The organism is Chromatiales bacterium 21-64-14, from assembly GCA_002255365.1.
Classification (GTDB): domain Bacteria; phylum Pseudomonadota; class Gammaproteobacteria; order 21-64-14; family 21-64-14; genus 21-64-14.
In genome coordinates, this window is sequence record NCBI01000025.1 from 1 (window position 1) to 13748 (window position 13748).

At 64.1% G+C, this 13748-nt stretch carries 14 protein-coding genes; 8 read left to right on the forward strand and 6 right to left on the reverse strand.

The features are described 5' to 3' along the window. Positions 1-157: 157 nt before the first annotated feature. The 3 genes from B7Z66_11400 to B7Z66_11410 all read left to right on the forward strand — a co-directional run bounded on the left by B7Z66_11400 (position 158) and on the right by B7Z66_11410 (position 3313). Complete coding sequence (locus tag B7Z66_11400; protein OYV75771.1) at positions 158-502, forward strand: hypothetical protein; 345 nt, start codon at positions 158-160, stop codon at positions 500-502. Between the two features lie 59 nt (positions 503-561). After that, entirely contained in the window at positions 562-1941 is a 1380-nt protein-coding gene (locus B7Z66_11405; GenBank protein ID OYV75772.1) for a hypothetical protein, read from the forward strand. A gap of 136 nt (positions 1942-2077) precedes the next feature. Beyond that, positions 2078-3313: a hypothetical protein gene (locus tag B7Z66_11410; protein OYV75797.1), complete on the forward strand. Its 1236-nt coding sequence runs from the start codon at positions 2078-2080 to the stop codon at positions 3311-3313. A gap of 19 nt (positions 3314-3332) precedes the next feature. Here the strand turns inward: B7Z66_11410 and B7Z66_11415 are convergent, their stop codons facing one another. Together B7Z66_11415 and B7Z66_11420 are read right to left on the reverse strand one after the other, a co-directional pair. After that, a complete protein-coding gene (locus tag B7Z66_11415; GenBank protein OYV75773.1) occupies positions 3333-3593 on the reverse strand; it encodes a hypothetical protein in 261 nt (86 codons plus the stop codon). After that, on the reverse strand, positions 3590-4165 hold the full coding sequence (locus tag B7Z66_11420; GenBank protein OYV75774.1) for a hypothetical protein: 576 nt from the start codon (positions 4163-4165) through the stop codon (positions 3590-3592). Before B7Z66_11420 ends, B7Z66_11415 begins: the two co-directional genes overlap by 4 nt. A 409-nt stretch (positions 4166-4574) precedes the next feature. Between B7Z66_11420 and B7Z66_11425 the strand changes: the two genes are divergently transcribed. The 5 genes from B7Z66_11425 to B7Z66_11445 all read left to right on the forward strand — a co-directional run bounded on the left by B7Z66_11425 (position 4575) and on the right by B7Z66_11445 (position 7466). Further along, on the forward strand, positions 4575-4754 hold the full coding sequence (locus B7Z66_11425; protein ID OYV75798.1) for a hypothetical protein: 180 nt from the start codon (positions 4575-4577) through the stop codon (positions 4752-4754). Positions 4755-4991: 237 nt separating this feature from the next. After that, positions 4992-5261, forward strand: a complete 270-nt coding sequence (locus B7Z66_11430; GenBank protein ID OYV75775.1) for a hypothetical protein — start codon at positions 4992-4994, stop codon at positions 5259-5261. A gap of 40 nt (positions 5262-5301) precedes the next feature. Beyond that, positions 5302-6135, forward strand: coding sequence for a hypothetical protein (locus B7Z66_11435; GenBank protein ID OYV75799.1), 834 nt, complete (start codon positions 5302-5304; stop codon positions 6133-6135). Continuing rightward, the gene (locus B7Z66_11440; GenBank protein OYV75776.1) at positions 6119-6892 is read left to right on the forward strand and encodes a hypothetical protein; all 774 of its coding nucleotides are present in this window, start codon (positions 6119-6121) and stop codon (positions 6890-6892) included. Before B7Z66_11435 ends, B7Z66_11440 begins: the two co-directional genes overlap by 17 nt. A gap of 346 nt (positions 6893-7238) precedes the next feature. Then, positions 7239-7466: a hypothetical protein gene (locus tag B7Z66_11445; GenBank protein ID OYV75777.1), complete on the forward strand. Its 228-nt coding sequence runs from the start codon at positions 7239-7241 to the stop codon at positions 7464-7466. 54 nt (positions 7467-7520) lie between these two features. Here B7Z66_11445 and B7Z66_11450 read toward each other — a convergent pair whose 3' ends face one another. The 4 genes from B7Z66_11450 to B7Z66_11465 form a co-directional block, all read right to left on the reverse strand. Then, the gene (locus B7Z66_11450) at positions 7521-9122 is read right to left on the reverse strand and encodes a hypothetical protein (GenBank protein ID OYV75778.1); all 1602 of its coding nucleotides are present in this window, start codon (positions 9120-9122) and stop codon (positions 7521-7523) included. A gap of 459 nt (positions 9123-9581) precedes the next feature. Continuing rightward, positions 9582-11717: a pyridine nucleotide-disulfide oxidoreductase gene (locus tag B7Z66_11455; protein ID OYV75779.1), complete on the reverse strand. Its 2136-nt coding sequence runs from the start codon at positions 11715-11717 to the stop codon at positions 9582-9584. 372 nt (positions 11718-12089) lie between these two features. Next, complete coding sequence (locus tag B7Z66_11460) at positions 12090-12446, reverse strand: hypothetical protein (GenBank protein ID OYV75800.1); 357 nt, start codon at positions 12444-12446, stop codon at positions 12090-12092. Between the two features lie 103 nt (positions 12447-12549). Then, entirely contained in the window at positions 12550-13581 is a 1032-nt protein-coding gene (locus tag B7Z66_11465) for a hypothetical protein (protein ID OYV75780.1), read from the reverse strand. Positions 13582-13748 lie beyond the last annotated feature (167 nt).

Here is a 13748-nt window from a genome sequence, read left to right on the forward strand (position 1 = left end):
GATCACATCATTACCAGTTGTTTCGGTGCCGCCCCACCTACTCCGCCTGCCAGTTCGCGCCGCTACTGGTCAACCGGGTTGCCGGTCCTGCGTTGAGTGACAGGACCGAGACCGGTCACATGCACGTCGGCCCCTATTTTTGAATCGGAGAACACATATGAATCGCCTTGCCCGAGCCCTGTTGATTTCGGTCTCCCTGATCGCCACTCCTGCGCTGGTATACGGAGCGGATCAGGGCGCCACCCCCGACATCCATCATGATCGACGGGACATCCGCCACGATCAGCGACAACTCCATCGCCAGGTCCATGACCGCAACCATGACCGGCGCGAGCTGCGCCATGATCTACGTAACGGGCGCACCGCCGCGGCCGCGGCGCAACGCCGGGATATGCGCCGTGACAACCGGCAGATCCACGCCAAACGTCGCGACCTGCATCACGATCGCCGCGATGTGCACCACGACCGGCGTCAGGTCCGCCGGGCGCGCCGCGCGGACTGAGGTCCTTCCGGCTCCGGGCGGCGCGCCCACCTCGGGCGCGCCGCCCCTACCGTGAACCGATGCTGCATCGCACTCGTCATCTGCTGGATCGACTCGGCCTTGGACCCGCCCCGGGCGATCGGACACGGCTCGAAGCGGTCGGCGTCGAAGGCTATATCGAGTCGCAGTTGCACCCGGAGACGGTGCCCGAGGCACCCTCGCTCCGGGAACGGCTCGCTCCACTTGAAACGCTGCCGCTGACGGCCCCCGAGCTGTTCGCCCGTTATGCCTTCCATCCCGGCCCCAAGGCCAAACGCGACCCAAAGGCCGCGCAAGCGGCGCGCAAGCGCGCACGCATTGTGCTTCAGCAGGCGGTGACCGCGCGGCTGTTTCGAGCGCTCTACAGCCGCCGCCAACTCCAGGAGGCCATGGTCGATTTCTGGTACAACCATTTCAATGTATTCGCCGGCAAGGGACTGGATCAGCTGTGGGTGGGTGCCTACGAACAGGAGGCCATACGGCCCCATGTCTTCGGGCGGTTCCGCGATCTGCTGCTCGCCACCGCGCGCCATCCGGCGATGCTGTTCTATCTGGACAACTGGCTCAATACGGCTCCCGGAAGCCCCGGGGCCCATGGTCGTTTCGACGGGATCAACGAGAACTATGCGCGTGAGGTGATGGAACTGCACACTCTAGGGGTGAACGGTGGCTACCACCAGGACGACGTCATCGCGCTGGCCCATATCCTCACCGGCTGGGGAATGCGCGCGCCGGAGGGGTTCCACTTTGACGCGCGCCGCCACGACTACACCCCACAGATTTTCATGCGGCACCGTATTCCCGGTGGAGGCGAAGAAGAAGGCGTGGCGACCTTGGAACGTCTCGCTGCCCACCCGTCCACGGCGCGGCATCTCGCCTACCAGCTCGCCCAGTACTTTGTGGCGGACGTGCCTCCACCATCACTGGTACAGCGGCTCGCCGATACCTATCAGCGCCGCGACGGGGAGATCCGCGCGGTACTGCACACCTTGTTCCGAAGCCCGGAATTCTGGGATGAACGTTACGCTAAGGCCAAATTCAAAACGCCTTACCGCTTCGTGGTCTCCGCGGTGCGCGCCTGTGGCCTGGAGGTAACGGACCCGCGCCCGCTGGCGGGCTTTCTGTACCGCATGGGGATGCCGCTTTACGGCTGCCAGACACCCAACGGGTACCGGAACACTCAGGAGGCCTGGCTCAACCCGGACGGCATGATCCTGCGTCTCAATCTCGCCACCGCCCTGGCCGCCGGCCGTCCGCGTCTCGCCCCCGACCGGCCGGCCCCAGGGCCGGTGAGCGCCGCCGCGCTGCTCGATACCATCGGCGGCACCCTATCGACCGAGACGCGTTCCGCCCTGGAACAGGCACCTGTCGCCCTGCGCACAGCAGTGGTACTTGGAAGTCCCGAGTTCATGCTGGCCTGACACCCGGGACTCGGACTTGTCGTAGCGGTGTTCAGGGGTAGCGGGCGGGGCGATGCCGACGCGGTGTCGGTCTGGCCTCTGGACGAACACCCCGCCGTAGACGGGGATGGAAAATCCAACCCGGGAGGTGGATACAATGCAACGACGCCAGTTTCTCAAACGCAGCGCGCTGCTCGCCGCCGGCACCCTGACGCCCATCGGCAAGGCGGCGTGGGCGGCACGCGGCGCGCCCACCGGGACCCCACGTTTGATCGTGGTATTCCTGCGCGGCGCGGTGGACGGGCTGAACGTGGTCATACCCTACGCCGACGAGGAATACTACGAATACCGACCGTTGATCGGGATCCCAGCGCCGGGACGACCGGCCGGCGCATTAGACCTCGACGGCCACTTCGGATTGCATCCAGCCCTTGAAGCCGTGCTGCCCCTGTGGAAGGAACGCAGCCTGGCATTCGTGCACGCCTGCGGCTCACCGGATCCGAGCCGCTCCCACTTCGAGGCCCAGGCCTACATGGAGACCGCCACCCCCGGGATCGCCAGCACCCGAGACGGCTGGTTGAACCGGCTGCTCGCGGTGCTGCCCCACGACACTGGCGCCGTCCCGGGCATCGCGTTCGGCCCCACCCTGCCGCGCATCCTGCATGGACCGGTGCCGGTGACGAACTTCCCCACCGGGCGCGCTGCCACCCGGGCGATGCCTACGGACCGCCCGGTGATCCGCGCCACCTTCGACCGGGTCTACTCCGGACACGATCCCCTCAGCCGCGCCTACCGAGAAGGCGTGCGGGCGCGTCAAGCACTGCTCACCGACCTGCAACAGGATATGAGCGCCGCGGATGAAGGCGCGCCCTCACCAGTGGGGTTTTCCGATGATACCGCGCGGCTGGCGCGCATGATCAGCGCGGACCCCAGCATCCATACGGCCTTCTTCGCCCTCGGCGGCTGGGATACCCACGTCAACGAGGGCGCTACCACCGGCCAGCTCGCCGACCACCTGCGGCCCCTGGCCGAGGGGCTGACCACCCTTGCCCATGGGCTCGGGCCGCACTATCGCGAAACCGTGATCCTGGTCATGTCAGAGTTCGGCCGCACCGCCCGGGAGAACGGCAACGGCGGCACCGATCACGGGCACGGCAACGCGCTCTGGGTGCTGGGCGGACCGGTGCATGGTGGCCGCGTGCTTGGAAGCTGGCCCGGTCTGGACACCACCGCCCTGTATCAGGAGCGCGACCTGGCGGTGACCACCGACTTCCGGGCGGTCATAGACGTGGTGCTCGAACACCATCTTGGGCTGGCCGCTGCGGCCCGCCGCCGGGTCCTCCCGGAGTTTCGCCCGGCGCCTGCGACCGAAGCGCGATCTCTGCTGATCTGAACCGGTCGTCACGCATCCGCTATCGATCCTCCCGATCGCGGGATTCCCGGAGCCGGTCATTGATGCGCCGGCGCGCCGCCTCATCGAGCCGGGATTCCTGTGCGTCATCCCGGCCGCGGGTAAGCGCACGTTGCAGCCATTGAAGTTGACGGGCATAGCGCCGGCAGTAGACACACAGCAACAGGTGTATACGTACCGCCATGCGCTGGCGCCAGCTCAGCCGGCGATCTTGGGCGCGCGACAGGAGCTGGGCGACTTCCTTGCAGTTACCGCCGATCATCGCGCACCTTCGCGCTGGAACCAGTTGCGCTCGAGACAGGTGCGCAGCCGCAGGCGCGCGCGGTGCAGGAGCACATAGAGATTGTTCTCCGAAACACCGAGCACGCCGCAAATCCCGGCGCTATCCAAGGTGCCAAGTTCGCGCAGCAGGAAACTCTCGCGCAGGCGCTCCGGCAGGGACTCCACGCATTGGTTCAATACCAACCAGAACTCATCCACCTCCATCTCCGCAAGGGGGTCGCTGCCCCAGCGGCCGGGGCGCATTCGCCAACTGCCGTCCTCACCAAACTCCACGTCCTCTTCATCCAACGCAGTATCCTCGTCCGGCGCTGGATGCACGCCGCCGCTGCGGGCTAGGCGCCGGAAATGGTCGTCGATCTTGTGCTTCATGATGCCAAACAGCCAAGTGCGCTCGTCCGCCGCGGCGCGAAATCCATCCCGGCCGCGCCATGCCGCCAGCAGCGTTTCCTGCATCAGGTCCTCCGCCACGTCGCGCCTGCCGGTGCGCCCGAGTGCATAGCGGAACAAGGAGTCTCCATGCGCCTTGAGCCATTCCTCCGGGTTTAACTCCATGCCATCGTCCCCGTATATTGTTGATTTTGAGCGATGTCCCTGCCCCCCGAGGCGGGCATGCGTTTGTCGCGGACGCGCCCCAAAGCCATGATACCCGAAGGGTTGACCTTGCCTTCAACCTTGCCTTCAAAAGGTCCGTGGAACGGAATCGACCCGGCCCCCAACCCCGTGTAAGGTTCCCCGGGGCACCGGCGACTAACCCGCCGAACCCAGTGCTTACACTGGAACAAGTTTGAACCCCAACTCAGTTTGGATCCAAGATGATCCCGCGGACCCCGTCCATCCGTCAACTACCTGGAGGTGACCTGTGCAGGACAAGAACCTGGTTTCCCGCTCCGCCGCCATAGCGGCGCTACTGGCCGTCACCGCGGTGGCCTTCGCGCCCCAGGCGAGCGCCAAGGCGCCACCCATGCAACCGTGCTATGGCGTCAACAAGGCGCATATGAATGATTGCGCCACTGGTTCCAACGCCTGCGCCGGCCAGACCACCAAGGATCGCGACCCGAACGCCTTCGTCCTGCTCCCGACGGGGGTATGCACGCGTATCGTCGGCGGCAGCCTCACCGCCGGTGGGCACGGACATAAATAAACCCCGTACGGCAGCCCAGCGTGCCGCCGTACAGGATTCCCTAGGAGCCTGTCGGACTTAGGCGATCGTAGCGAGCAAGGTGGGAGAGTGAGGACCGTTTTTCGATCGTTTGAGGAGAATAGCCATCGCTATTGGACGAAAAGGATCGGAAAAATGGACCGCTCTCACACCAGCGCAGTAGATCAGTCCTAAGTCCGACAGACTCCTAGCACTGAGACCCATTCCAGGAGAACCATCATGCGGGACAAGAAGGCAATCATGGTCACGACGATTACCGCGCTGTTCGCTCTAGCGACGGCTGGCGCAGCAAGCACCGCGCTGGCCGCGGGCCATCCAGCGATGCAAAAATGTTACGGCATCGCCAAGGCCCATCAGAACGATTGCAAGACCTCCGATCACGCCTGCAAGGGCAAGTCCACCAAGAACGGCGATCCACAGTCCTTCATCGCACTCCCCAAAGGCGTGTGTGCAAAGATCGCCGGCGGCAGCACGACCCCCGGCAAGTGACAACGTGACCGGGACATCTCTGCAATTCGGACGCAGCCCGATCCCGGCGCGCGCCGGGATCGGGCTGCGGTCTCCCCACTATCGTGAAATCATCGAGACCCGGCCCGCGGTGGCGTGGTTCGAGCTGCACAGCGAGAACTGCTTCTGCGAGGGCGGTTTCCCGCTCCATGAGGTGGAACGGATACGGCAAGACTACCCACTGAGTTTTCACGGAGTCGGCCTCTCACTGGGTTCAACGGATCCGCTGGATCGCGCGCATCTGGCGCGACTACGGGAACGCATGCGCCATTTCGAGCCGCACATGGTGTCTGAGCATCTATCCTGGAGTTCTGTGGATCAGCGTCATCTCCACGACCTACTCCCGCTGCCCCACACACTCGAAGCGGTACGGCACGTGGCGGAACGTATCAGCCATGTACAGGAATACCTGGGGCGGGAGATCCTGATCGAGAACATCTCCGACTACCTGGAATACCGGGAAGCGGAGTACCCGGAGTGGCAGTTTCTAGTGGAAACCGCGCACCAAGCCGGCTGCGGTATCCTGCTGGACATCAACAATATCTACGTGAATGCCATGAACCATGGGTTCGAACCGCAAGCCTACATCGACGCAGTTCCGCGCGCCTTGGTACGGGAAATTCACTTGGCAGGCCACACAGTGAATCAGATCCACGGTCAAGTATTGCGAATCGACACCCACAACCGGCCCGTGTCCAAGGCGGTGTGGGACCTGTATCGCCACGCGGTCGCGCGCTTCGGACCGCTGCCTACCCTGATTGAATGGGACGCGGACATCCCTCCCCTGGATACGCTGCTGCACGAGGCGGCGCGGGCCCAGGCCATAGTGGACGCATGGGATGCCGTCCCTGCGTAATCTCCAACAAGCATTCCTGCGCACCGTCTTCGACGCAGAAAGCGGCGCAGTGCTGCCCCACATCCGGCCGGACCCGATCCCACCGGCAGACGTGCTATCGGTATACCGAAACAACATCATCGGAAACCTCACCGATGCCCTCGGCGAGACCTATTCCGCGGTGCGCAAGATCGTGGGGGATGCGTTCTTCGAACACACGGCGGCCGAATATGTCCGTCTGACGCCCTCCCGCTCCGGCAACCTGAACGACTACGGTGCCGGGTTCCCGGACTTCCTGGCACAGTTCAAGGCGGCGGCGGCACTGGCATATCTCGCGGACGTGGCACGGCTGGAATGGGCGTGCCACGCGTCACTACTGGCTCCGGAACCAACGCCGGTGGATTTCGCAGCCCTGGGGCAAGTCGCTCCGGAAGCGTACGCAGGCATCCGTTTCGAGTTGCACCCGTCTCTGCGCCTGCTGCGTTCCGCGTACCCGGTGTTCCGGATCTGGCGCCTGTGTGAGGACGGTACCGAAGATCCCAGTGGGACGGTAGATCTGGGCGAAGGTGGCGATCGGCTGCTGGTGGTGCGGCCCGGCCTGCGGGTGGAAGTGCAAGTTGCGCAGGCGGGAGAATTCGCCTTGCTGCACGCCATCTGCAACGGCGAGGCCTTTGGTGACGCATGCGCCGCCGCCCTTTCCGAGCAGGATGACCTGGATATCCCCGCATGCCTGCAACACCACGTCGCGGCGGGTACCGTAACGGGTTGGCGGCAATGAATGAGAGGACAGCGATTCAAACGGAGCGGAGGGTGTAGGGATGAGTGGACTGGTGGCGGTACGCAGGGGTTACGCACGACTGGCGTGCGGGCTGGAGTTTCTGGCCCCGGTGGGGGACCTGCTGTGGGCACTGGGATTGAGGTGACGGTGCCGGTGCTGCTGGCCCTGGGGCTGGCCGGGCGGTTGAGCGCGGGGTTCCTGTTCATCTACAACATCGTGGCGGTGATCTCCTACCCGGGGCTGTCAGCCGGGGGACTGGAGCATCATGAGATGTGGGGCCTGATGCTGCTGGTGCTCACCCTGCGCGGGACCGGGGCGCTGTCCGTGGACGCAGAGTTGCCGCAAAATGACCCGGCAGATCTCCCAGGAGCAGGAACACCCCCTGCAGGGCTGGGCGTGGCTGGCACTGCGCTTCCACCTGCTGATCTGCCACGCCTGCCGGAGCTACGCCCGCCAACTACGCTGGCTGCGCCAAACTGCGCGTCAGACTCACCTGGACGCCGCCGGCCGCGAACGCATCCACGACACCCTGTCCACGGTACCTACCAGCGAGGCGGGAAAACTCGAACCATAGCCACCCACCGCTTTGCGACGTTCCTACCGAAAGGGGAGCCCTCAGGGCGCCTGCTCAAGGGAAACTGGCCCCCCCAATGGACGGATCGTGACGGACCACGCGGTTGCGTCCCTGGAGCTTGGCGGCATACAGCGCACGATCAGAACTACGGATCAAATCCTCGGCACTATCGAAACGGACCGCCTCTCCATGGGTGGCGATCCCGATGGACAGTGTGACCGTAACCTGCTGGTCCTCGTCCAGATCCAGCGGCGAACGGGCGATGCGCGCCGCGATCCGCTCGCTCACCGCGTGGGCCGCCGCTGCGCCGCAGCCCGCGAGCACCAGCACGAACTCCTCGCCCCCGTAACGGGCCAGTAGGTCGGTATCCCGGGCCTCGGACTCCAACATCCGGGCAAGTTGAATCAAGACCCGGTCACCGGCCTGGTGTCCGAAGGTATCGTTAACACGCTTGAAGTGGTCCAGATCGATGAATGCAACGCTGAGGGGCCAGTTCTGCTCACTCGCTTGGCGAAACTCCTCCGCCAGTACCCGGTTCAGGTGGCTTCGGTTGTAAAGGCCGGTCAAGGCATCCCGTCGGCTCTTCTCTTCCAACTCCCGGGTCTGGGTTTCCAGGGATTCGATGTCGGCGCGCACCGCCAAGGCCTCCTGAAGCGCCTCAACGTTGCGGATGGTGAGGACTTCCCGGGCCTGTTCGAGCACTGCTTCCGCCTCTTCCGTACCGACCAGATCAATCTCGAACAGGGCCTCGATCTCCGGCAATTCCGTGCGCACGGAGTCTATGGCTGCCAAAACGTCCGCCTTCGCCAGACCCAACCAAGCCCCGGCGCACTGGACTGCATCGGCCAGAGCGGGCTCCCGAGGCTGCCGGATCCACACGTCGGCAAGGCGGCCGGAAACGGCGACTGCGCAAAGAAACGTGCGCAGCGACCCTTGAGCAGTGACGGCATCCGGGTCGTGGCTGGCCGCCACCCCTTGCTGCAAGCGCTCCGGCAAATTCCACGCCTTGAGCAAGGTCGCGCCGATCTGCGCGTGGTCCGTCGCCAATTCCTGGAACTCGCACTGGCGGACGGCCTCATGGTCCGACGCACTGCTCGCGCTGCCCCGGTAGAGTTCCGGCATACCCTTGTCCAGCGCGAGCATACCGACGTCCTGGAGCAGTGCGGCCAGGAAGACTTCCTCGCTGTTGGGCAACCGAAGCCGTGCCGCGAGGGCGCGCGCAGACAAGGCGGCCAAGAGCGAGCGCTTCCAGAACCGGGGATAGTCCAATCCAACCCCGTTGCGGCGGCGCAGGAGGTCAGAGACCAGCGAGAAACTCAGGGCGAGGTTCTGCGCAGCATTCAGGCCCAGCAGCGCCAGGGCCTGGCGCAGGTTGGCACAGCCGCGCCGCCGCGCGTAGAGGGGGGAGTTGGCCACCCGCAGGATCTTCGCCGCCAGAGCCGGATCGAGACTCACCACCTCCGCCATCTTGCCGAGCTTCACCTCCCGGTCCTGGCTCAGCTCAATGATGCGTAGCGCAACCCCCGGGAGGCTGGGCAGGTTGGTAAACCGCGCAAGGTGGTTTTGCAGCCGTTTTTCCATGAACGCAAGAGCCTCCGCCCTCTTCATTATCTCGGCCGCACACCTAGAGAGCGCTGCGACACGCAACACGGCCATCCCGCGGGAACCTGCCTCACCACCGGATGGGAACCGCGCCGATGCAGTGCGGAAACAAACCCGCTGAGCCGGTGCCGTGGTCCCCACAGTAGCACCGACGGTACAGCACGGCGAGAACTCGCCCGGGGAGATCCTCCCCTGGGCGGACCGGACATTCAACCCAAAGCGCTCTATTATATCCAATATCTAGTGGATATGTAGTTGAATGAACAACGCCCGTGAGGCCGGAAAGTCCCCATCCGACAGCATCAACAGCCACCACCCGGAAGCGGACATGTCATTGGGGCCGGTCCCGAGCCGATCCGTCCCCGGGTTACGGGCCGGAGCGGACCTTATTGCGGTGACCAGATCCAGACGCGACAGCACCCGCATCCGTGGCGCGGCAGCGGGCGCCGCTGAACCGGGCATGACCGATCACACTACCAGCGCCCGTGTCAGCGAACCCGGCGCAAACCCGGACTAGCGCCGCCTCCACCGGTGAAAGCGCTCCGCCCAGCGCAACGCGGCTTGTGGCGCATGCGCCCGCTTCCACTCGCCAGCCGCGTACTTGTTGGCCTCCGCAAGGGTGGGATAGATGTGGATGGTACCGAGGATCTTGTTGAGGCCGAATCCATGACGCATGGCCGACACGTATTCGGTGATGAGATCCCCCGCGTGCTCGCCGACGATGGTGGCACCCAGTACACGGTCATGTTTCGGTGCCGTCAGAACCTTGACCACACCATGCGCCTCTCCGTCCGCGATCGCCCGGTCCAGCTCATCGAGCCCGAACGTCGTGACCTCATAGGCCACGCCGTTGCGCCGCGCTTCGGTCTCGTTCAGACCCACGCGCGCTACTTCCGGGTCGGTGAAAGTGGCCCAGGGAATGACCCGGTAGTCGGCCTTGAAACGGCGCAGGCCCGCCGCCAGGGCATTCACCGTCGCGTACCACGCCTGATGTCCCGCCGTATGGGTAAACTGATAGGGTCCGGTGACGTCGCCACATGCGTAGATATTCGGATACACGGTCTGCATGTACTCGTTGACTTCGATGGTTCCCTGCGACGCGATCGGGATCCCGAGTTCTTCTAGTCCGAAACCACTCGTATTTGCCTTGCGGCCCAGCGCAACCAGAATCTCGTCGAACTCGATTTCGACTTCCCGCCCCTGGTATTCGCACGCGAGAACCTTTCGCCCGTTTGTGACCCGGACCGCCTGGGCATTGTGCGCCATGCGTAGGTCGACACCTTCCTGCGCGAAACGCGCCATCACCATCTCCGAGATCTCCGGATCCTCCCGCGGCAGCAACCGTGGCCCGCGCTGCACCTGGGTCACCTTACTCCCGAGGCGCGCAAAACACTGCGCAAGTTCGCTGCCGATAGGCCCGCCGCCCAGCACCACCAGTCTGGAAGGCAACCGCCGCAGCTCCCAGATCGTGTCGGAAGTGAAATACCCCGCTTGCTCCAACCCTGGTATCGGCGGAACGGCTGGCTGCGCGCCGGTCGCGATCACGATGCTGCGGGTCGTCAGCGTACGACCGTGCACCTCCACGGAAAACGGTGAGGTGATCCGCGCGGCGCCTTGGATACATTCCACGCCGAGGCGGGTATAACGCTCCACCGAGTCGTGGGGCTCCACCTGTCTGATGACCCGCTGCACCCGCTCCATGACCTCCGCGAAATCAAACTCCGCAGTAGCCGAACGCAACCCAAACTCCGATGCCCGACGGATGTGGGAGAGCAGCTTCGCGGAGCGGATCAGGGCCTTGGATGGCACGCAGCCGGTATTGAGGCAATCGCCGCCCATCTTGTGCTTTTCGATCAGGGTCACCTGCGCCTTCACCGCGGCCGCGATGTAGGCGCTGACCAGACCCGCCGAACCGGCGCCGATCACCACCAGGTTGCGGTCGAAACGCCGCGGTCGCGGATACGGAGCGTAGACCTTGCGCGCGCGGACCCAGTCCACCGCCTTCTTGGCGATGAGTGGAAAAATCCCGAGCAGGGTGAAGGACAGGATCAGCCCGGGCGAGAGGATCCCGCGCACAGACTCCAACTTGGCGAGTTCGGTTCCGGCATTGACGTAGACCATGGTGCCCGCGAGCATCCCCACCTGGCTGACCAAGTAGAAGGTTACGGTGCGGATCGGGGTGAGCCCCATCACCAGGTTGATCACAAAAAACGGGAAGGCGGGAACCAGCCGCAGGGTGAACAGGTAGAAGGCGCCGTCCTTCTCGATCCCGGAATTCACTGCTTTGAGGCTGGAGCCGAACTTGCGCTGCACGGTGTCCCGCAACAGGAACCGGGAGACCAGAAACGCCAGTGTCGCACCGATGGTGGAGGCGAACGACACCACCACGGTACCCCATAGCAGCCCGAAGACCGCACCGCCCACCAGGGTCATCAAGGCCGCGCCGGGCAGCGACAGGGCGGTGACCGCCACGTAGAACGCAGCATACAGCCCCATGATCCGCAACGGATGCGCATGGAAGGCGCCAACGAACGCTGTCTGCTGCGACTTGAAGTACTCCAGCGTCAGGTAGTCTGTCAGGTGAAAAGCGAAAAACAGATAAATCAGGACCGCAATTATTCCTACCAACAGAATACGGCTCTTGGTCATCGGTTTGCCCCTTCTCCACCGTGGAACGCCTGACGATCGACGCCAGAGTCTAACACCACCGCAGAGGGAGTCGTCTACTGGATCGGAAGCTTACAGAACACGGGGGCAGCCCTAAGACTCGGTCCGATTATTCTGCGGATAGCGCGGCGAGTGGAAAATCGCGAACAGGTTTTCGATTTCTGAAGGAGCATAGCGCGCGCAACGCGTACAGTGGGGAGCATCAGGACGATGGCGCGGGGTGCTCAACTATTTGAGCGGGATCGGCCCCGCACCGGGTTCCATCCGATACGGGACCTTCCCTTCTCCACAACACCGGACCGCTCAGCGAACGCGCCACCACCTCGGGGACGCGTTCGTGGGACCCCAGACTGGCTATTTCCCCTTTGCCGGCGGGCCCGTAACAACAATGTTGCCGATCATGCCCGCCCCTTCATGGGGGATGCAGAAATAACGGTACCGTCCGGGAACCCGAAACGTGTGCCGGAAAACCGCGCCCGGCTTCAGATCCCCGGAGTTGAAGGGCTTAGCGCCCGCAGGCAATGCCACGTCTTTGGTATTCGCCGCGAGCGCTGGATCGGCAGTGACCGTGTGGACCAGCAGCGATCCGTTGCGCCACTCCACCGTCTGACCCGCCCGCACCGTGAGCACCTGAGGCTCGAAGGTCAGCAGGTTGGTGAGGGTGATTACCGCGGGCCCGCCCCCGGCGAGAGCCGTCATGGGCAGGGACATCACCGCCAGGATCACGGCGAGAAACGTCATCCGCCGCCCAACCCGGCCCAGGTTCGCCCGTCCATGGGCAAAATACGGGCCACGGCAACCCGTGTATGGAAGCCTAACCACGATGCGCCTCCACCTTCAGGTTCTCGAACATCACGTGCCAAAACGGCAGCGGCATCCCGTTGGGCAGGGTGAACCCGGTATTGACGGGCGCATTCGTGTAGTGCCCGGTGGCCATGTCGGGCTTGAACGGCGACACCATCAAATGGAACTGCAGCCGCGTGGGCGTGATGTCCTTGTCAAATCCCAGGCGGTAGCCGGTAGTGCGCACATACTCCGTGAGCATGCCGTGGACCATGCGCTGGGGATCGATCACCTTGCCGTTCTTCATCACGCTGCCCATGCCCCAGAATGCGAAGTAGGTGAACTCCGACGGCATCAGGGGCGTGCCGATCCGGGAGACCCCGTGTAGGATGGTGTTCGTCACGACACCCCCGAAGGTCGGGTACTCCAGGCCGTGGGCCGCCATCACCTTGCAGCACTTCACCTCATAGGTATTCCCGGACTGGTCCTTCCAGCTCGCCGTCATGTGGGTCCAGTCAGCGGTGCGCGCAGCATCGGTGGCGGTGGCATCCAGGGCGTCGATCTTCAAATGGCCGTCGGCCATGACCATGTACTTGTCACCGAAGGGGCTCAACATCTTCAGCTTCGTATAGTGTCCGTCATCGACACCCCGCGCCATCGGGGGCACCCCACTGATGCCGGGAGTACCGCCGTAGGCGCGCGGCAACTCCGGGGTCCCGAACACGTCGGGGTCCAGCTTGCGGTAGTCCGGAAGCGCTACGAACACGCCCCCACCGTCCTGGCTGAGCTTCACTCGAATGGGTCCCCCGAGCAATCCGAGGGGCTTCTCCACGCCCTGGTGTGCGGCCAGATAGCCTTTCCACGGAGTGAGGGCCTGCATCTGGTGGGTCGTCTTTGCCATCATCCGCTGCTTCATGCTCGCCGGCATCATCTTCATCATCCCGGACTGCATGGCGGCGCAGCCGGGAAGTACGATCGCAGCCGACAACAGTCCGGGCACCAGCCATGCCCGTAGTGCCGTACGGCTTGGCGCCATTCGCTTCGCGAAAGTGAACTCATGCATGAAAAATCCTCCTGGAATGGGATTGTAATCACCGTGGATCGGGTCGAGCCCCGCATCCCGGCGAACGCGTTGGCCTGTTCTAAACCAGTTGGATCGCGTCGTTCTATGATCACGTTGTAAACACACGCAATGACGCGTCGCGACGTAGAGTCGGTTTCAAATAACGT